This window comes from Nocardia sp. XZ_19_369 (genome assembly GCF_015355715.1).
Taxonomy (GTDB): Bacteria; Actinomycetota; Actinomycetes; order Mycobacteriales; family Mycobacteriaceae; genus Nocardia.
The window spans coordinates 212,413-230,793 of sequence record NZ_JACVED010000011.1; the positions used below are offsets into that span (position 1 = coordinate 212,413).

An 18,381-nucleotide genomic window follows, 5' to 3' on the forward strand; every position below is an offset into this window, starting at 1 on the left:
CGGCCGCCACTTGGACAGTCGACCCGGTGCCCGCGCGTGGCTAGATTCGTGGAGTGACCGCTGACGCTCAGACCACCCGCATCCATTCCTTCGCCGACGACGCGCTCGGCGAGCACGACGCGGTCGCGCTGGCCGAGCTGGTGCGCAGCGGGGAACGCAGCCCGCGCGAGCTGGCCGCGGCGGCGGCGGACCGGGCGCGCGCGGTCGAGGAATTGGCGGCCGTCGCGTACGAGAGTTACGAGCAGCCGCTGCTGCCCGCCGAACCGACCGGCAGGCTCTACGGCGTCCCGTCCTTCGTGAAAGACAATGCCGACCTCGTCGGGATGCCGAGCAACCACGGCACCCAGGCGTTTCAGGGCAAGCCCGCGCGGGAGCACGGTGGGTATGCCCGCCAATTCCTCAGTACCGGACTGACGGTGCTCGGCAAGAGCACGCTGCCCGAGTTCGGGTTCAACGCCACCACCGAGCCGCCGTTCGCCGCGCCGACCCGAAACCCTTGGCACACCGGTTATTCGGTGGGCGGTTCGTCGGGCGGGTCGGCCGCGCTGGTCGCCGCGGGCGTGGTGCCGATCGCGCACGGCAACGACGGCGGCGGGTCTATTCGTATTCCGGCGGCCTGCGCCGGGTTGGTCGGGCTGAAGCCGAGCCGGGGTCGGCACATCGATTCGGCGATGGCGCGCAAGCTGCCGATCAATATCGTCAGCGAGGGTGTGCTGACCAGGACTGTTCGTGACACTGCGGCGTATACCGCTGCGGTGGAAGAGTTTTGGCGCAATCCGGCGCTGCCGCCGATCGGTTACGTCGAAGGTCCGGGTTCCAAGCCGCTGCGTATCGCGCTGCTGCTGGAGAACGTGGGTGGCCCGGTGCCCACGGGTCCGATTCGGTCAGCTGTCGAAAACGTCGCTGCCATCCTGGAATCCCATGGCCACCGGGTCGAGCCTGTGCCGTTGCCGTTCGATGCGGCGCTGGAGACGGCGTTTCTGCACTATTGGGGTCTGCTCGCCACGTTCGTCGCCTCGACCGGCAAGATCGCCGACCGCAGCTTCGACGCCGGCCGACTCGACGATCTCACCCTCGGCCTGCGCCGCCACTTCCTGCGCAGCGCATGGCGTCTCCCGCTGACCCTGTACCGACTACGCGCCGCGGCCGCCACCTACGAGCGCGCCCTCGGACCGTACGACGCGATCCTGCTGCCCACCCTCGGCCACGAAACCCCCGAGCTCGGCTACCTCAGTCCCACAGTACCGTTCGACGAACTGCTCTACCGCCTGCGCACCTACGTCTCGTTCACCCCGATCAACAACATCACCGGCACCCCCTCGATCACCATCCCCGCCGGTCTCAGCCCCGCCGGCCTGCCCATCGGCGTCCAGTTCGCCGGCACCCGCGGCAACGAACGCACCCTTCTCGAACTCGCCTACCTCCTCGAAGCCGAACAGCCGTTCCCCCGCCTGGTCGGCTGACCGAGCCGAAAGCCCGCCGCCGCAACACAATCCCACAAAAGCAAGCCGGCCGACTTCGACAGAAGTGGACCGGCTTGCTCAGCGATAGATGTCGCTACGGGGCTAGTACACATAGACGACACCACCGGTGTGCCCGCACTGTTGTTCCATTCAGGCAGGTGGCTTCCGGCGACGTTCCACAAGCAGCCGGCCGCCGATTCAGCCGCCCCACACCGACTCACGGTATTCGGCTGAAGCCGCGTTCACGCGAACGCGCGCTCGTTGGCATCTCGGTGCACTCGGAAAACCCTGTCGGCCATCCAATCTGAACTCTGACCAACGCGCGGCCAGCGGCAATACCGGATGTTCGTGAGGCGCCGAGCTGCTGTCACAAAACGTGGCAACACCCAGCTGCCGGTTGTGTCGTTGCCACGCTAGCTCGTCGCGGGCTCACTCGCCTCGGGCCGGTGCTGCCGTTGGCTCAGCACGAGCGCGCCCGCTGCCAGCAGGTAGAACGGCGACGGGAGCAGCAAATCCCATCCCGCCGTGTCGTTGTGCTCGAGCGCCTTCATCCCGAGATATCCGTCTACCGTGCCGAGAACGGCCAGAATTCCTGCGGCCCAGCGTGTTCCGCGCCGGACATGCCTGCGCGGCAGCGCGAAGACGACTGCGGGCAGCAGCACCACGAGGCCGGACTCTGTGACGAATACGAGCAATTGCTCGAGCAGCGGCCGCGTCGGCAGGTAGCCCACCCCGGCGACGGTCTCTGAGACGACCACCGTGGCCTCGCTGTGGTCCACCCCGGCGTCACTGTCGGGCAGCTCCGGGAAGTGCGCATATAACACCCGTGGTAATGCGACCAAGACCAAGGTCACCACGCGCCAGCAGGTGACACATCGCCACCACCGCCCCAGCGACACCACCATGCCTCCATCCCCTCCGACCGAGCTCTGCGCGGGCGACGCTACCCGCGCAGCCCATCCGCAGCGAAATCCGGCCGCGCCTTCGGCCGGAAACCTGCAGGTCGACAACGGATCCCGTCTGAAGGCATGCCGGGATGACGAAGATGGAGTGCTGCAGACGCGAACGCCCGGGACACCAGAGCTACGGCACCCGGACAGACAACGAGAAACTACGGCATCGTTCCCCGCCATCCGGTATTCGGCTAGTTAGACACTTGCTGACAGGATCAGATCCTGGCCAGGATTTGATCCAGGTTCCCGGTGGGGTGCTCCCAATATTCGGCTGCCCACCGTCTGTACTGGTGTGGCTCTCTAATGGCTTGCCTCCCACCGGGTGCCGTGCAGGGAGTGGCTGAAGAGGGGCCTGCCCCAAGCTCGAACTAGCGGTGCCCTCCCGCACGGACACCACTACGTTTCGTTGACATGGGAGGCACGGCGATGACCGTCATCATCGGAATGGATCCGCACAAACGCTCGGCCACCATCGAAGCCCTCGACCCGACCAGCAAGATTCTGGCGACCGGCAGATACAGCACCGACAACACCGGCTATGCGGAAATGCTCACTGCTGGAAGGCAATTCCCCGATCGAGTCTGGGCGGTCGAGGGATGCAACGGCATCGGCCGCCACCTCGCACACAGGCTCGTCCATGACGGGGAAACCGTAATCGACGTGCCGGCGAAACTCTCCGCGCAGGTGCGGGTCTTCGCGACCGGCAACGGCCGCAAAACCGACCCGGTCGATGCCCACTCGGTGGCCCTGGCCGCGTTGCATGCACCAAATCTTCGTCGCGTCGAAGCCGACCCGGAGCTGGTCGCCTTGGGCATGCTCGCCGACCGCCGTGACGAACTCGGGCGTTCCCGCACCGAAACCGTCTGCCGGCTGCACCGGTTGCTGCTCGAGCTGATTCCCGGTGGCGCCAAGACGTTCCTGTCCGCCCGCCAAGCCCGCGAACTGATCGCCCCGATCACACCGTCGGATGCCGCCGCGAGAGTCCGACTGCGGTTGGTCGTCGAATTGATCGAGGACCTGGAAACCATCGACCGCAAAACCAAAGCCGCGGACAAAGAACTACGGCAATTGGTCGCCGAACGGGGCTCCACGCTGATGGACCTGCACGGGATCGGCCCTTCTTCCGCGGCAAGGCTTTTGGCCGATACCGGCGATATCCGGCGATTTCGGGACCGGGACCGGTTCGCGTCCTGGAACGGCACCGCACCCTTGGATGCGTCTTCGGGTGATCAACAGCGGCACCGGCTTTCCCGCGCCGGCAACCGCAAAATCAACCGGGTCCTGCACATCATGGCCATCGTTCAACTGCGCAACCGTACTCCCGGCCGGCTCTATTACGACGGCCGCAGAGCGGGCGGGAAGACCTCGATGGAAGCAGTCCGGGCGCTCAAGCGCCGGTTGTCGAACGTGGTCTATGCCCGGATGCTCGCCGATCAGCGGCAGCGTGATTTGGCAGGCCCGGGAGGGCAATCGGGAACGACTCTTGACTCCAGCGCGACCGGTTCCAACCCGCACACCGATCCTTCGGACAAGCCACATCCCGGACCCAACAAACAGGCTAACCCCACAACCATGCCGACGTCTTGACATAGAGGGGTGCCAATACAGTGTGTTCGGCCAAGCGGCCGAACTCGGGCCCGCACCTTGGACGGCGCCAGGGTCGGCGTCGATGGGCAGGCCTCGCCAGCTCGGTGTCGAAGCGCCCCAACGTATTCGCGGTACTCAACAGCGCCGACCAGCCGCCGGTGATACCCACCTGGGGGTCCCGCGTCCGCGCGGCGGCGGGTGGTCGAACGATGCTTGGGCCGCCAGGGGGCATCGAGCTGGGTGCGCAGGGAACGGCCCACGGCGAGACCCGGTCAGCTCCGCACCGGCGGCACGTCTCGCCGCGCCAAGCGGAGCTGAGCTGCCGCGATCGTTCCTGGAAAGTAGTGATGGCCCTCCGGCGATAGGACGAGATCATCGGCTTCTATCCCGTGAACCTCCCACACGTCCACCGGCCCGCCGGTGTTGTTCATCCGTACGAACCACTCACACTCGAAATCATCGAGCGCGAGGAAACAACCCTGTTGCTCGGGCCGGTGGCTGCCGGCAATGCCCGGTGCGGCACCCATACGACGCCAGTCCAGACCGAAGCGCGTGATGGAGACTCGGTTCAGGGCCGACGTTACGTGGAAGTGAGACGGCACTGCCCGACGTTAGCAATCGCGCTTCTGCGCTGGAACTGCGCGCACCATATTCTGGTGGACCCACAGACCGTGCATCCTCCCCCCGGAGCGAAATGATCCTGTGAGAGGTATGCACGGCCGACGGGCGTGGGCTCAGGAGTGACCGAGACCGGGACGTTCGCGGTGGATGGGGCCGTGGGAGTCGTCGCAGTGTTCCTCCAGCACCGGGAGTAGGCGGTCTGCGGTGGGGCCCGCGGCGGAGGCGACCAGTTGGGAGTGGTCGACTTGCAGTGTCGTGTGGGTAATTTCGTAGTCGTGGTCGAGGAGGCGTTCGATCTGCTGACGCAGGCCGTGGCAGTCGGCGCCCGGCTGGACGAGCACGTGTGCGGACAGTGCGACGTTGCCGGAGGTGATCTGCCAGACGTGCAGGTCGTGCACCTCGTCGACGCCGGGGATCTCGACGAGGCGACGACCAAGCGCATCCGGATCCACGCCGGCGGGCGCGGCTTCCAAGAAGATGCGGCCGGATTCGCGGACCAGGCCGAGGCCCGCCTTCACCATCAGCGCCACCACGACGAGTGTGGCGATCGCGTCCGCGCGGGCGAATCCGGTGAGCAGCACGACGATTCCGGCGACGGCGGTCGCGATGAAGCCGTACAGGTCGTTGAGCACATGCTGGAACGCGCCCTCCACGTTGAGGCTGGACCGGTTCGCCTTGCTGATCGCCCACGCCGCAACCACATTCACCACGATGCCGACCAGTGCGGTGACGACCACCAGCCCACCGGTCACCTCCGGCGGATCGAGCAGACGCCGGATGGCCTCGTAGGTCAGCCAGCCCGCCAGCACGAGCAGCGTGATGCCGTTCGCCTGCGCGGACAGAATCTCGGCCCGCTTGAAGCCGAAGGTATATTTGCCGCGGGCGGGCCGGGCAGCGATCCGAATCGCGGTGAGCGCGAGCACGATCGATGCCGCATCGGTCAGCATGTGTGCCGCGTCCGAGAGCAAGGCCAGCGAATTCGCCAGCAGACCCACCACGACCTCGATCGACATGAACCCGGCGATCAGCGCCAGCGCGACCGTCAGCCAGCGGCGATCGGCGTCACCGGACACCCCGTGCGAGTGTGCGTGGCCATTGCCATGGCCGTGTCCGTGCTCGTGTTCATGTCCCATTAGCCGCCTGCTTCCATCACCGCCACGTATGCGCATATCTGCATCTGTTTACCCACCTTAGCCGACCCTATGCCGACCGCAGCCTACTACCTAGGATGACCTGGATCACAGGGCTGCGGCCAGCTGGGGAGATCAGTTGTACAGGCCCTTGGCGAGCACCGGCCACGACGCGACGAACGCGTCCTGCCAGTAGCCCCACGAGTGCGTCCCGGTCAGGGTGAAGTCGAAGGTGGCCGGAATACCCAACTGGTTCAACCGATTCTGCAGATTTACCGAGCACATCCGGATACCCGCCTCGATCGCACCACCGACCACCAGCTGATCAGCCCACTGCGAGACACCGGGCTTGATCTGGAACGGTCCGTCGAGGGTGTCGTGCGGGCCGGGCAGGCCGCTGCCGCTGGAGACGAACAGGTTCACGCCGCGCAGTTTGTCCGCGTGCACGAGCGGGTCGTTGGCCGCCCACAGCGGGCTGCCGGGCGGGCCCCACATATTGGCGATGGTCCCGCCGCCGCGTTCGACCGTCATCTGGACGAACGCCTCGCCGATCGGATCGCTGGTCTGGGCGCAGCCGCTGTAGGAAGCGACGCTGCGATACAACTCGGGCTTCGCGATGGACAGCGCGAGCACCGAGGTGCCCGCCATCGAGAGACCGGCGATCGCGTTCACCTTGTTGGTGCCGAGCGCGGCGTCGATCAGCGGCGGCAGTTCCTCGGTGAGGTAGGTCTTCCATTTGTTCGGGCCGAGCACCGGGTCGTAGTTGATCCAGTCCGTGTAATAGCTGAACTGACCGCCGACCGGCTGCACCACATTGACGTTCTTGTCCGACAGGAAGTCCAGCACGTTCGTGCGCAACTGCCAGCTGGCATCGTCCACGCCGCCGCCCGCGCCGTTCAGTAGATAGAGCGTCGGCCTGGGCTGGGAGTTGTCGGCGGGACGCTGGATGTCGACCGGGAAGGTCGCGCCGTCCATCGCCGCCGACCGCACCCAAATACGGATATTGCGGCCGTCGGGTTCCTCGACCCGCGCGATCACCGAGCCGTCCGGGGCGGCGGGCGTGCCGACCCAGGCCGCGCTCGACGAGGCCGGCGCCTCAGCCTGCGCACCGGCCGCGGTGCCGGCACCGAGACACAGTGCCGCCGCGAGTACTACCGCGCGAGCCCGAATCCTCCACGTCGATCTGCGATCCACGAACACACTCCCAAAACCCCGACCCACACGACTGGCGAACTCGTACCCAACTCCCAGCGTGTCGGGCGTAAGTCCAGCTGCGTTACCCATTCGGGCTGTTCGATCGCACACATCGGTCCTCCTGCGACGGCCATCACAGCCTCCGTCGCAGGGCGAACCCGCGGGACCACCTGAACGCGAGACAACCCGATTCGCGTTCAGGCGCCCCTCCGCCGGGCGATCGGGGATCGCCCGTAGCTCAGCGCGCTCCCTCGGCGCCGCGCCGCGCGACCGAGTCGATGGCGACCGAGATCGCGAGGACGGCGCCGGTGACCATGAAGCGCACCGAGGAGTCCACGTTGAGCAGCAGCATGCCGTTCGTGATGGATTGGATGACGAGGATGCCGAGCAGGGCGGCGTAGGCGCGGCCGCGCCCGCCGAACAGGCTGGTGCCGCCGATGACCGCGGCGGCGATGGCGTTGAGCAGGATGTCGCTGCCGCCGGAGCTCTGGTTGACCGCGACCAGGCGGGAGGCGGCGAGGATGCCGCCGAGGGTGGCCAGGGCGGAGCAGCCGACGAAGGCGGCGATGCGGATCCCGGTGACGTTGATGCCCGCCCGGCGCGCCGCCTCGGCATTGCCGCCGACCGCGTACATGCGGCGGCCGAAGACCGTGCGGCGCAGGATCAGGTCGAGGGCCAGCACGAGACCGCCGAAGATCACCAGGGTCAGCGGAACGCCGCGATCGGTATTCAGCACCGCGACGGTGGCGCCGAGCAGGACGGCCAGGCCGCCCGAGCGCAGCACGATCCAGATCGGTGCCGGCACATCGAGTTTGGCGTGCACGCGTTGCTGCCGGGTGATCAGGCTCGCGGTGAGATGCCCAGCCACGAGCAGCGCGACGAGCAGCCAGCCGAGCGCGGGCGCGAGCCAGGTATCGCTGATGGTGGCGATGCCGCGGTCGAACGGCAGGTTGACCGTGCCTTCCTTGCCGAGCAGATACAGCATCAGCCCCTGCCAGCCGATCAGCCCGGCCAGCGTCACGACGAACGACGGCATGCTCAGCATCGTGCGCATGAGTCCGTGCAGCAGGCCGATCGCGGCGCCGACGGCCACCGCGGCGATCACCGCGACGACGACGTTCCAGCCGTGGCGCACGTAGAGCAGCGTCATCACCACGGCCGTCAATCCGCTGACCGAGCCTGCGGAGAGGTCTATTTCGCCGAGCAGCAGCACCAGAACAATGCCCAGCGCGATGGTTCCGGTCGCGGCCATCTGCAATGCAAGGTTCGTGAGGTTTTCGGCGGAGAGGAAATGGGCGTTGAGCCGGTAGAACACCGCCGCGATGATCACCAGCCCGATCGCTACCGGTACCGAGCCGACCTCGCCCCGACGCAGTCGATCCAATGCGGCATCGGCCAACCCGCGTCCCTGATTTCCTTGCCAGACAGTTTTTTTCACAACGATGTCACTCATGATTCCGCCTCGCTGGCGCTCGGCTCCATCATTCGTTCGCTACGCTCTCTCATGCAGCTGCTCCCGTGATCGCTGCCACGATATCTTCTTGAGTCGCGTTGGCGGTCTCGAATTCGCCCGCATTGCGACCCAGCCGCAGCACGACCACGCGGTCGCTGACCGACCGCACATCCACCAGGTTGTGCGAAATCAACAGCACGCCAAGGCCGCGCTCGCGCAGTCGGCCGATCAACGCGAGCACCTGGGCGGTCTGTTCGACGCCGAGCGCCGCGGTCGGCTCGTCGAGGATCACCATCCGCGGCCGCCCGAGCAGCGCCCGTGCGATGGCGACCGATTGCCGCTGCCCGCCGGACAGCGCGGAGACCGGTGCGCGCACGTCCTTGATCCGCACGTCGAGCGAGGCGAGCAGATCGCGGGCGCTGCGTTCCATCTCGATTTCGTCCAGCACGCTGCAGATTCGGGTCTCCGCACCGAGATGCAGGTTGGCGACGACGTCGAGGTTGTCGCACAACGCGAGATCCTGGAACACCGTCGTGATGCCCAAGGCCTGGGCGTCCTGCGGACGGTGGATCCGCACCGTCTCCCCCGCGAAGACGATCTCGCCCTCGTCGGCCACGGTCACGCCCGAGATCGCTTTCACCAGTGTGGATTTGCCCGCACCGTTGTCACCGACCAGCGCCACCACTTCCCCGGCACGCACCTCGAGATCCGCTCCCGCCAACGCCTGCACCGCGCCGTAGCGCTTGCTCAGCCCGCGCGCCGAGAGAACCGTTGTGGGAGCTGTCATTTGATACCTGCGGCCTGACATGCCGCCGCGACATCGGGCGTGCAGATATCGGCGACGGTGTACAGCCCGTCCTTGACGATGGTGTCCTTGATGTTGTCCTTGCCGACCGCGATCGCTTCCAGCAGATACGACGGGATGTCGGTCACGCCGTTGTTGGTTTTCGCGGGTGCCACCGGCTTCTCGCCGTACGCCAGCGCCACCGCCAATTCGGCGGCCTTCTCCGCCTGGGCGCGGTAATCGAGGTAGATGGTCATGGTCTGCTCGCCGGTCAGAATCCGTTGCACGCCTGCGAGTTCCGCGTCCTGCCCGGTCAACGGGGGCAACGTCGCATAGCCTGCCCGCTTCAGCGCCGCAATCGCGCCGCCCGCCATGCCGTCGTTCGCCGAGTACACGCCGACGATCGCGTCCTTGCCGAGCGCGGTGATGGCCTGCTCCATCTGCTGCTGCGCCTTGTCGGGCGACCAATCGGGCGTATCGAATTCGCGCCCGATCTTCACCTTGCCGTCCAGCGCCTCGTGCGCACCCTTCTTGTAGTCGCCCGCACTGGGGTCGGTCGGCGAGCCGTTGATCACCACGAGCTGGCCCTTGTCCAGGCTGCCGCGCTTGGTCAGCTCGGCCAGCAGCGCCTCGCCCTGCGCCTTGCCGACCTTCACATTGTCGAACGACACGTAGTAGTCGTAGCTGATGCCGGAGATCAACCGGTCGTAGGCGATCACCGGGATGTTCTTCTGGTTCGCCGTGTTCACCTGCGGCGCAACGGCATCGGCGTTGACCGCGTCGAACACGATGACGTCGGCGCCCTGGGTGAGCGCGGATTCGAACTGGCCCTGCTGCTTTGCCGCGTCTTGATCGGCGTTGAAGTAGAGCACCTTGCACTTCTCGCAGAGCTGCTTGACCTTCGCCTCGAACAGCGGGCGGTCGAAGGCTTCGTAGCGGGTGGTCTTGGATTCCGGGAGCAGCAGCGCGATCGTCGGGGTGTCGCCGCCCGATTTCGCATCTCTGGTGCTGTCGCCGGAGCTACAGCCTGCCGCCAGGACGAGTGCGGCCGCCGCCGCGGTGAGGAGCTGAATTCGACGCATGAGGTCACCGTGCCGAGAGGAGAGTGAGAGCGCCCGGTTGAGCGTTGGTAAGAAAGGTAGTTTACTAACACGGAGGTGTCCAGTGGTTCGAGCAGGAGGATTGATGAGTAGGGTCGGCAATCCCCAGCTCCTTCGGACGATGAACGAGCGGCTGCTGCTCGACTACCTGCGGGTGGACGGCCCCGCCTCGCGCGGCGAACTGGCCAAGGCCAGCGGCTTGTCCAAACCCACAGTGTCTGCGGCACTTTCGGGCTTGGAGCAGGCGGGTCTGGTACAGCTGGTCGGTTCGCTGAGCGGCAGGCCGGGACCGACCACCGCGCTCTACGACGTGAATGTACGCGCGGGCGTGGTGGCCGGAGTCGATATCGGCCGGAACTGGATTCGCCTCGCCATCGCCGATCTGCGCGGTGATTTCATCGGGCGTCGCGACGTGCGCAACACCGCGCGTTCGGCCGCCGATCTGGTGCGCCGGGTGCGCACGCTGGCCGACCAGGTCGCCGAGGAGGCCGGAATCGACTGGTCCGCGGTGCATTACGCGGTGATCGGCAGTCCCGGCGTGCTCAACCCGATCACCGGCCGCCTCGACTACGCGCAGAATCTGCCCGGTTGGGGCCGCGCCGGGCTGGTTACCCAGTTGCGGGCCGCGCTCGAGGTCGAGTCGACCATCGAGAACGACATCAATCTCGCCGCGCTCGGCGAGCTGACCTTCGGTGCGGGCGCGGGCATCCGCAATTTCGTGCTCATCTCGATCGGCACCGGCGTCGGCATGGGCATCGTGATCAACGGCGAACTCTATGTCGGCAACAGCGGTGCCGCGGGCGAGGTGTCGTTCCTGCCCGCCAGCGAGGTCGACGCTCCCCCGCTCGATGCCCGCGAGCGCGGCCTGACCGAAACCGTCGCCGCCGCAGGCGGTGTCGCCCGCGCCGCCGAACAGGCCGGACTGCCCGACGCCTCCGCCAAGGAGATCTTCGCCGCCGCGGCCGCGGGTGACCCACGGGCCGAGGCGGTGGTCGAGTCCGAGGGCCGCCGGATCGGCGCGCTCATCACCGCCGTCGCCGCGATCCTCGATCCGGAACTGGTGGTGCTCAGCGGTGGCATCGGCAACAACCTCGAGCTGCTCGGCGACGCCATCGAGCGCCGCATGGCCGAACTCGGTCCGCTGCATCCGCGCATTGTCGCCAGCACGCTCGGCGATGACGGGGTGCTCACCGGCGCCATCTCCCGTGCGCTCTCCGTGGCCAGGGATCGGCTCTTCGAAAGACGTTCTACCGGTGCGTGATCGAGCTCAGCGCACGCTGAGCGGTGGGCCGTACTGCGGGCCCTTCGGTTCGGCGAAGACGCTCGGGCAGGCGCGACGCATGCGGTCCATCGAGGAGTTGAGGTCGGTCAGGGCGGCGGTGACCGAGTCGGCGACCGGCTGAGCCGGGTGGCCGTTGTCCAGGACCGCGGCGAAATCCGACAGCGAGTCGTGTAATCGGCCGCCCGCGGTCGCCACGTCGCCGTAGGCGCTGCCGATCAGCGGGGAGCCCATCCGGTCGACCACGGGATTGATGGTGTTCGAGACCTGGTGGGACAGCCACATCCCCTGGGTGACACGAGTTTTCACCTCGACGAAATCACCACGGGCCGCGGCCGGACTCAGGCCGTCGAGTTGCTCGGACAACTGCCGGAAGGTATCTCGCAGACCGGCGACGGCTTGGCCACCGAGGGCGCAGTCCGTCTTGTCAGCGTCGGCAACCCGGGTGCGCAGGGTGTCCGTCGAACCCGAGCTGGAACACCCGCTCAGCAGCACGGCCACGAGCACGAACAGCGCGGCCACGGCCGGCCCGCCGAGGGCGGTTAGCCCTCGGCGGACCGGCCTTCCGCTGCGACGCGCGTTATGCGGCATGGGTCAGCACCGTGAGGATCGCGTTCTGCACCGCAGGCACGAACGCGAGGGTCGTGACCAACGCCATGCCGAACCCCGTCTGTACCTGCCGGTGCCGATTCCACCACCCGATCGGGGCGGTGCGGGACCGGGTGTTCCACTCGACGCCGGTGGCGACGGCGACCTCGTTACGTTCGTAGTAGCCGAACGCGACGGGGGCCGATCCGACGTCGAGCAGGCCACCGAGCGCATCGGTGCTGAGCCCACCGGAACCGATATTTCGCGAATCGAGCATGGTGCCAACCCCTTTCGTACTCTTCGCCGGTTACGCGTCGATGGTGCTGCTCCACGGCTCCATCAGCTCGTCATAAACGGCCTGGGTGAATTCGCCCTGGCCGATCAGGTCGCTCAGCACCGTCGCGGTGACGGCCTGACCGACCACGGCCACTGCGCCGATCGAGCCGAACGACTCCAGCAGGCCGCTGAGGTCGCCGGTGGTGCCGACCGAGGTCGGCGAGACGGCCTGACCGGCGATCATTCCCGCGAGCTGCACGTTGCGGGATCGCCCGAACGCCTTGGCGGTCGCGGTCGCGATATTCAGCGGATGTGCCGCCACCGATTGGGCATTCGCGCCCATGCCGAGGCCGGCCAGCAGTCCGCTGAGCCCGCCTTCGAGACCGGAGCCGTTGGACAGGGCCGAAACCTTGTCCTGGATCAGCTTTTTCGAGGCGGCGTTCAACTTCTCCCGTTCCTCGGCGGTCAGCTGGCCGGAGCGTTCGATGATGCGGACGGCCTGGTGCCACTGCGGGCCGTAGAGGTACTCCAGGTGCAGGGTTTCCGGTGTGTGCGTCATGTCTGATCTCCTTCGTCGGATGGCTTGGCACTGTGCATGTTTCGTCACAGCGAAACGCTGACGAGCCGCGAGGCGCGATCGTGCGCCACCGCTTCGGCGGCCCCCTTTCCGGAGTAGGGCAAGTCGGCGAACGCGACCGGCGCGGGCGCGGGTTCGCTCGGCAGTGGAGCGAGCAGCTGCTGCAACGAAGCGGCCAGTTGCTCCAGGCTCGGGTCGTCGGGAATGTCGTCGAGGAACTGCGTTCCGGTCGCCGCCGCCCCACCACCCCAACCACCAAGGGGCCCAGTGCGATCCAGCGCGGCCCGAATGGCGGAGATGATGCCGACCCGCGCCCCCGGCGTGAGCAGCACGGCAATCGCGACGGCAAGCGCCACCGCCGCCGCAGCCCCGAGCGCGGCTAGCGGCGCGCCGATCAACGCCGCGAGCCCGACCAGCGGAGCGGCGATCAGCGCCGCCACACCCAGTGCGGCAAAGGGTGCCAGCGCGGCAGCAACCGCCGCAGTCAGCGCACCACCGAGCAGCAACTTCGGGATCTCGATCAGCGCGAACAGCCCCAGCGCCGCCAACGGCAGCCCAACCACCGCGGCCAATGCCCCACCGGCAAGCAGCGCCGGAAGCGCAAGCAGCGCAAGCGCACCGACCGCCGCGAGCGGCACACCGATCAACGCGGCAAGTCCACCGCCGATCAACAAGACCGGAAGGGCAAGCAACGCAAGCGCACCGACCGCCGCGAGCGGAATGCCGATGATCGCGGCCAAGCCACCGCCGAGCAGCAAGACCGGGAGCGCAAGCAGTGCGAGCGCGCCGACTGCCGCCAGCGGCACACCGACCAGCGCGGCCAGCCCAGCCAACACACCACCGGCCAGCAGGACCGGAAGCGCGAGCAGCGCAAGCGCGCCGACCGCCGCCAGCGGCACACCGACCAGTGCGACCAACCCGGCCAACGCACCGCCCACCAGCAGCACTGGAAGGGCAAGCAGCGCAAGGGCACCGAGGGTGAGCGGCAGGCAGATCAGCAGTTTCACCGCGATGAAGGCGGCGGCGAGGGCAGCCAATCCACCGCCGATCAACAGCACCGGCAGGCCGACCAGTGCGGCCAGGGCGGCTCCGGCGAGCAGGACCGGGATGCCGATTGCCGCGAGCGGGATGCCTACGGCCGCAACGAGTGTGCCGCCGATCAGGAGTACCGGAAGTGCCAGCAGTGCAACGGCTCCCACCGCGGCGAGCGGGACGCCGATCAGGGCGGCCAAGCCGATCAGCGCACCACCGATCAGCACGACCGGGAGGGCGAGCAAGGCCAGCGCACCGAGTGCGGCGAGCGGGACGCCGATTGCTGCGGTCAAGGCCCCGCCGATCAACAGCACCGGAAGCGCGAGCAGGGCGAGGGCGCCGGCGGCGGCCAGGGCCAGCAGCGGGACGATCAGCAGCAAGGCCAGTGGGGCGCCGATGGCGAGGGTGCCGAGCACCGCGACCGCGAGGGCCGTTGCCCCGGCGACCGACCCTGCGACGAAGGTCGCCGCCAGCGCGGCCAGTCCGGCCAAGGCGAGCAGCGGCACCGCCACCAGGGCGAGCAACGCCAGCACCGGCAGCGCGAGCACCGCGATTACCGGAATGACCACGGCGGCAAGCGCGCCGAGTGCGGCGAGCCCGAGTACCGGCAGCGCGACCACGGCCAGCACCGGCAGCGCGACCACAGCCAGCGCACCCAGCGCGGCCAAGCCCAGCACCGGAACAGCGAGCAGGGCAAGCACCGGAAGCGCGAGCACCGCCAGTGCACCGAGCCCGGCCAAGGCAACCAGCGGCGCGAGTACAACCGCGGCGACACCGAGCGTGGCGAAGTCGAGCAGCAGACTGCCGAGGAACAGGGTGACCGCCAGCGCCGTCGTGACGGCAACCACCGAGACCCCGATCAGCGCTGCCAGTGCGGGCAACCCGACCAGTCCGAACAGGCCGATGCCGACCGCGAGCGCCGCGACCACCAACCCGGCAACGAGCACCGGCGACCACACCGCGAGCAAGGCGAGCGCGATGATCGGCGACAGCGCCGTCGACACCACCACCGCGAACGGCCCGAAGATCAGGAACGGCAGCGTCAGCACCGCGGCGAGCGCGAACCCGACCACCGCTACGGCTGCGGTGGCCAGCACCGCCGCCACCGCGAGCACAGCCGAAATCAGCCCGCCCGCCAACAGAATCGCGCCGAGACCGGCCCCGCCGACGGCGATGGTCGCGATCGCCAGCACCGCCATGATCGCGAAGGCCGCAGCCGCCAACGGCACGGTGACCAACAGCAGCGGCGGGAACAGCGCCGACGCCGCCAGGAACACCCCGAGCGCCAGCACGCCGAAGAACATCCAGGCGCCCACCAGCCCCAGCCCGAGCGCCGCGACGAATCCACCGAGCAGCGTGCTGACCACGGCCACCGTGCCGATGGTCGCCAGCGTGCCGAGCAGCACCCCGCCGAACAGCAGCGGCAGCGCGATCAGCGCGAGCGGCGGGTTGATCACGATCACCGCCAGCGCCGCGAAGCTGAGCATCACGAACGACAGCACCGAGACCACCAGCCCACCGGCGAACACCGTGGCGACCGCGGCGAGCGCGAACGCAAGCAGTCCGAGCACGATGGCGCCGCCGCCCAGCCAGGTCACCACCGTGAACGCCGCGGCAACCACGCCGATGCCAACGCCCGTGATGATCGAGAAGGCCAGTGCGGCAACCAGAATCAGTGGGATCGCATAAGGCATGGTCACCATGAATGCGAGCGTCGCGACGAGGGTGGCCGCGGCCAGCCCGGTGATCGCCAGCAGAACCGTCCCGGTCAACGCGAACACCGAGAACGCGATCAACCCGAACCCGCCGAACAACACGGCAAGCCCCAGCGCCGCCGGAATGGCGACCAGGCCGATGAACAGCAGCGGAGCCAGCAGCGGCCCGAGCACCGGGACGGCGAAGACCAACGCGAGGGTGGCGATCAACCCGCCGACCACCGCGAGCGCGACACCCGCCGCACCGAGCGCGGCGAACAGAATGCCCGCCGCGGACAGCCCCGCCCAGAACACCGCCGCGGCAACGAGCTGAATCGCGGTCGCCACCACCGCAAGCGCGAGCAGCACGGTCACCGCGGCACCCCCGGCCACCGAGAGGACCAGCAACCCGGCGAGCGCCACCACGGCCAGGATCACGCCGCCCGCGAGACCGACCGCGCCGAACGCCACCAGCGCCACCGCCGCGAGTGCGATCAGGATCGGAACGGCGATGAGCCCGAACGGGGTGAGCAGCGAAAGCAACCCGACGCCGACAAACAGTGCGGCAGTGGCGAGCCCGGCGACGCCGAGCACACCGAAGAACGCGACTGCGGTAGCGATCAGACTGACGACAAGAAAGGCGAGCGCACCGGTGAACATCAGCGGTGCGACCACCAGTCCGAGGACCGGCACGAAGACGGTGGCCAGCAGCGCGGCCGCGGTCAGCACCACGAACCCGACGACACTCAGCGCCAGCCCGGCGGCCAAAGCGACTACGCCAAGGGCGATTCCGCCGACAATGGCCACTGCGATCGCGGCGATACCACCCACCAGGACGACCGGCGCCAGCACCGCGAACGCGACGATGGCGACCGGAATCGCGATGAGCAGCACCGGAATCGCGATCACCGCGAGCACGATCAGCACCGGGATCGCCAGTACCGCGAGCACGAGCCCGCCGACAACCAGCGCACCGATCGCCAACGGGGCCAACAGGATCGCGCCGAGCACCACCGCGCCGAGGGTGAGTATGGCAGCGACCCCGATTCCGCCCGCGAACAACAGCGGCACCACCGCGAACAGCGCGATCACCGGCAAGGCGAGCAACGGCAGCGCCGCAGGCTGCCTGGCATCGGACACCAGCCCGCGCACGGCGTCGCGGATCTGGGTGAACACCGCGCCGATCGCGGCGGCCGGGTTCGAGGCCAAGGCGAGCAACGGCGCGAGGAATGCGAGCACCGGCGCGAGGCCCGCCAGCTGTGGTGCGAACAGGCCGATGACCGGTGCGGCGATCGCGAGCAGACCGGGCGGCAGTTGCTGTGCGGCCGGATTCTGTTGTCCCACAGTCGGAGTGAGCAGGTCACGCAGACCCTGGACCGGGTCCGGTCCGTCCTTGGGAAAGCCGAAGAGGGTGCGCGCCTGGTCGATCAGGTCGTCGATGGCCGGGGTCGCGCTGCTGCGCCGGGTGCCGGCCATTTCGGTGGCCTGCTGCACGAAGGCCAGCAGGTCGTTGACCGGTCCGCGCATCGGGCCGTCGGGAAAGGTTTTGTCCGCCCAGGTGGCCAGCTGATCGAGCTGCATGCCCGATCCGGCGATTTGCGCGACAGTAGCGGCGAGGTCGGCCACCGGCGCGGGAACGCGGCCCGCCACTTCGGAAACGACCGCACCGGGCTCGTTCTGCGCGGCTGGACCGCCACCCCACGATGGTTCGGGTGACGGGCCCCCGCCACCGCGATAGGTATCGATCGCCGAGTTCACCTGGTCGCCGAACGGAGTGTTCGCACTTGCCGCGCTCGCGGCGCCGAGTGCGTTGTTCAGCGCTTCCTGCTGCCCCGGATCGAGCAGCTGCCCCGCGACATCACCGGCGCCGGACAGCACGCCGTTCAGATCGGCAGGCGGCGCGGGCAACTCGATATCGGCCGAGGCGTGGCCTGCGCCGATCATGGCGGTCGCCATGGAGGCGAAAGTCGCGGCGGCATACATACCGCGCCGGGATTTCTGCACCGTCCTGCGGTGCCGTGCCGAAGCTTTGGTTTCTCTTTGACGATCCTTGGTGACTACGCGCATTACTGGAGCCTCTCCGTGAACCCGTCCCGTAGAACGTGCTGGTTACGATGCGCCCATGGCCCTGTCGTAGTGCGTTTCGCGGGCTCCGGCGCGAAGGCGATATCGGGGAAACAAAGCCCCGCCCGGATCAGACCGGACCGGTTTCGGCCGGGGCACAGGTGGCCCTGGACCAGCCGCCGTCGGCGCCGATGGTGGCGCCGATATGGGTGTGCGGCATGCCGAGCAGGTCGCGACAGCGGATGAAGGCGTGCTCGCCGACTCCGGAACCGGGGTCGCAGGTCACCGTCAGTTCATTCGGAACCGAGACGTCCGTGGTGCAACCGGGCAGGTCCGGATCCGCGGCCGCTGAGCCGGGTCCGGCGAACCACCCGCCGGCCAGCACTGTGCACAACACCAACACCGCGGCCGGGAACATGCGACCACGTCGCACGACCCTTTGCTGAAGGTTTGCTGAATGTGCCATGCGGTCCATGGTTCGCGCACGGCGGAATCTCAGTCAACATAACGGAGATCACTATTCGCCATTTCCCGAGGTCGAATCCGCCTTTTTGCCTTCAGGAATCGAGGGGTGCGTCAGAGAAGC

General features: G+C 68.0%; 15 protein-coding genes. 3 read left to right on the forward strand and 12 right to left on the reverse strand.

The annotated features are described in order from the left end of the window. Nucleotides 1-53: 53 nt before the first annotated feature. Entirely contained in the window at nucleotides 54-1,463 is a 1,410-nt protein-coding gene (locus IBX18_RS35535; protein ID WP_194837835.1) for an amidase, read from the forward strand. A 413-nt stretch (nucleotides 1,464-1,876) separates the two neighbouring features. Here the strand turns inward: IBX18_RS35535 and IBX18_RS35540 are convergent, their stop codons facing one another. Continuing rightward, on the reverse strand, nucleotides 1,877-2,368 hold the full coding sequence (locus IBX18_RS35540) for a hypothetical protein (RefSeq protein WP_194837836.1): 492 nt from the start codon (nucleotides 2,366-2,368) through the stop codon (nucleotides 1,877-1,879). Between the two features lie 474 nt (nucleotides 2,369-2,842). Here IBX18_RS35540 and IBX18_RS35545 point away from each other — a divergent pair, with 474 nt between their 5' ends. Continuing rightward, on the forward strand, nucleotides 2,843-4,003 hold the full coding sequence (locus IBX18_RS35545) for an IS110 family transposase (RefSeq protein WP_194837837.1): 1,161 nt from the start codon (nucleotides 2,843-2,845) through the stop codon (nucleotides 4,001-4,003). A gap of 272 nt (nucleotides 4,004-4,275) precedes the next feature. Here the strand turns inward: IBX18_RS35545 and IBX18_RS35550 are convergent, their stop codons facing one another. The 6 genes from IBX18_RS35550 to IBX18_RS35575 form a co-directional block, all read right to left on the reverse strand. Then, on the reverse strand, nucleotides 4,276-4,605 hold the full coding sequence (locus IBX18_RS35550) for a hypothetical protein (RefSeq protein WP_194837838.1): 330 nt from the start codon (nucleotides 4,603-4,605) through the stop codon (nucleotides 4,276-4,278). A 132-nt stretch (nucleotides 4,606-4,737) separates the two neighbouring features. After that, the gene (locus tag IBX18_RS35555; RefSeq protein ID WP_194837839.1) at nucleotides 4,738-5,757 is read right to left on the reverse strand and encodes a cation diffusion facilitator family transporter; all 1,020 of its coding nucleotides are present in this window, start codon (nucleotides 5,755-5,757) and stop codon (nucleotides 4,738-4,740) included. Between the two features lie 132 nt (nucleotides 5,758-5,889). Next, complete coding sequence (locus IBX18_RS35560) at nucleotides 5,890-6,924, reverse strand: alpha/beta hydrolase (protein ID WP_373889255.1); 1,035 nt, start codon at nucleotides 6,922-6,924, stop codon at nucleotides 5,890-5,892. A 262-nt stretch (nucleotides 6,925-7,186) separates the two neighbouring features. Next, nucleotides 7,187-8,401, reverse strand: coding sequence for a sugar ABC transporter permease (locus tag IBX18_RS35565; RefSeq protein ID WP_194837840.1), 1,215 nt, complete (start codon nucleotides 8,399-8,401; stop codon nucleotides 7,187-7,189). Nucleotides 8,402-8,450: 49 nt separating this feature from the next. Continuing rightward, nucleotides 8,451-9,188 carry an ATP-binding cassette domain-containing protein gene (locus IBX18_RS35570; protein ID WP_194837841.1) on the reverse strand — a complete coding sequence of 246 codons (738 nt, stop codon included), beginning with the start codon at nucleotides 9,186-9,188 and terminating at the stop codon, nucleotides 8,451-8,453. Beyond that, nucleotides 9,185-10,267 carry a sugar ABC transporter substrate-binding protein gene (locus IBX18_RS35575; RefSeq protein ID WP_194837842.1) on the reverse strand — a complete coding sequence of 361 codons (1,083 nt, stop codon included), beginning with the start codon at nucleotides 10,265-10,267 and terminating at the stop codon, nucleotides 9,185-9,187. The genes IBX18_RS35570 and IBX18_RS35575 overlap by 4 nt, the downstream gene beginning before the upstream one ends. Nucleotides 10,268-10,370: 103 nt before the next feature. On the opposite strand from IBX18_RS35575, the gene IBX18_RS35580 reads away from it, so the two are divergent. After that, a complete protein-coding gene (locus tag IBX18_RS35580; protein ID WP_194837843.1) occupies nucleotides 10,371-11,546 on the forward strand; it encodes an ROK family transcriptional regulator in 1,176 nt (391 codons plus the stop codon). A 6-nt stretch (nucleotides 11,547-11,552) separates the two neighbouring features. Here IBX18_RS35580 and IBX18_RS35585 read toward each other — a convergent pair whose 3' ends face one another. From IBX18_RS35585 to IBX18_RS35605, 5 genes are all read right to left on the reverse strand, one after another. Next, a complete protein-coding gene (locus IBX18_RS35585) occupies nucleotides 11,553-12,155 on the reverse strand; it encodes a hypothetical protein (RefSeq protein WP_194837844.1) in 603 nt (200 codons plus the stop codon). After that, on the reverse strand, nucleotides 12,145-12,429 hold the full coding sequence (locus IBX18_RS35590) for a hypothetical protein (protein WP_194837845.1): 285 nt from the start codon (nucleotides 12,427-12,429) through the stop codon (nucleotides 12,145-12,147). The genes IBX18_RS35585 and IBX18_RS35590 overlap by 11 nt, the downstream gene beginning before the upstream one ends. Nucleotides 12,430-12,459: 30 nt before the next feature. Further along, a complete protein-coding gene (locus IBX18_RS35595; protein ID WP_194837846.1) occupies nucleotides 12,460-12,987 on the reverse strand; it encodes a hypothetical protein in 528 nt (175 codons plus the stop codon). A 44-nt stretch (nucleotides 12,988-13,031) separates the two neighbouring features. Further along, nucleotides 13,032-17,687 carry a hypothetical protein gene (locus tag IBX18_RS35600; protein ID WP_194837847.1) on the reverse strand — a complete coding sequence of 1,552 codons (4,656 nt, stop codon included), beginning with the start codon at nucleotides 17,685-17,687 and terminating at the stop codon, nucleotides 13,032-13,034. A 238-nt stretch (nucleotides 17,688-17,925) separates the two neighbouring features. Then, nucleotides 17,926-18,228, reverse strand: coding sequence for a hypothetical protein (locus IBX18_RS35605; RefSeq protein WP_306796552.1), 303 nt, complete (start codon nucleotides 18,226-18,228; stop codon nucleotides 17,926-17,928). Between the last annotated feature and the right edge of the window lie 153 nt (nucleotides 18,229-18,381).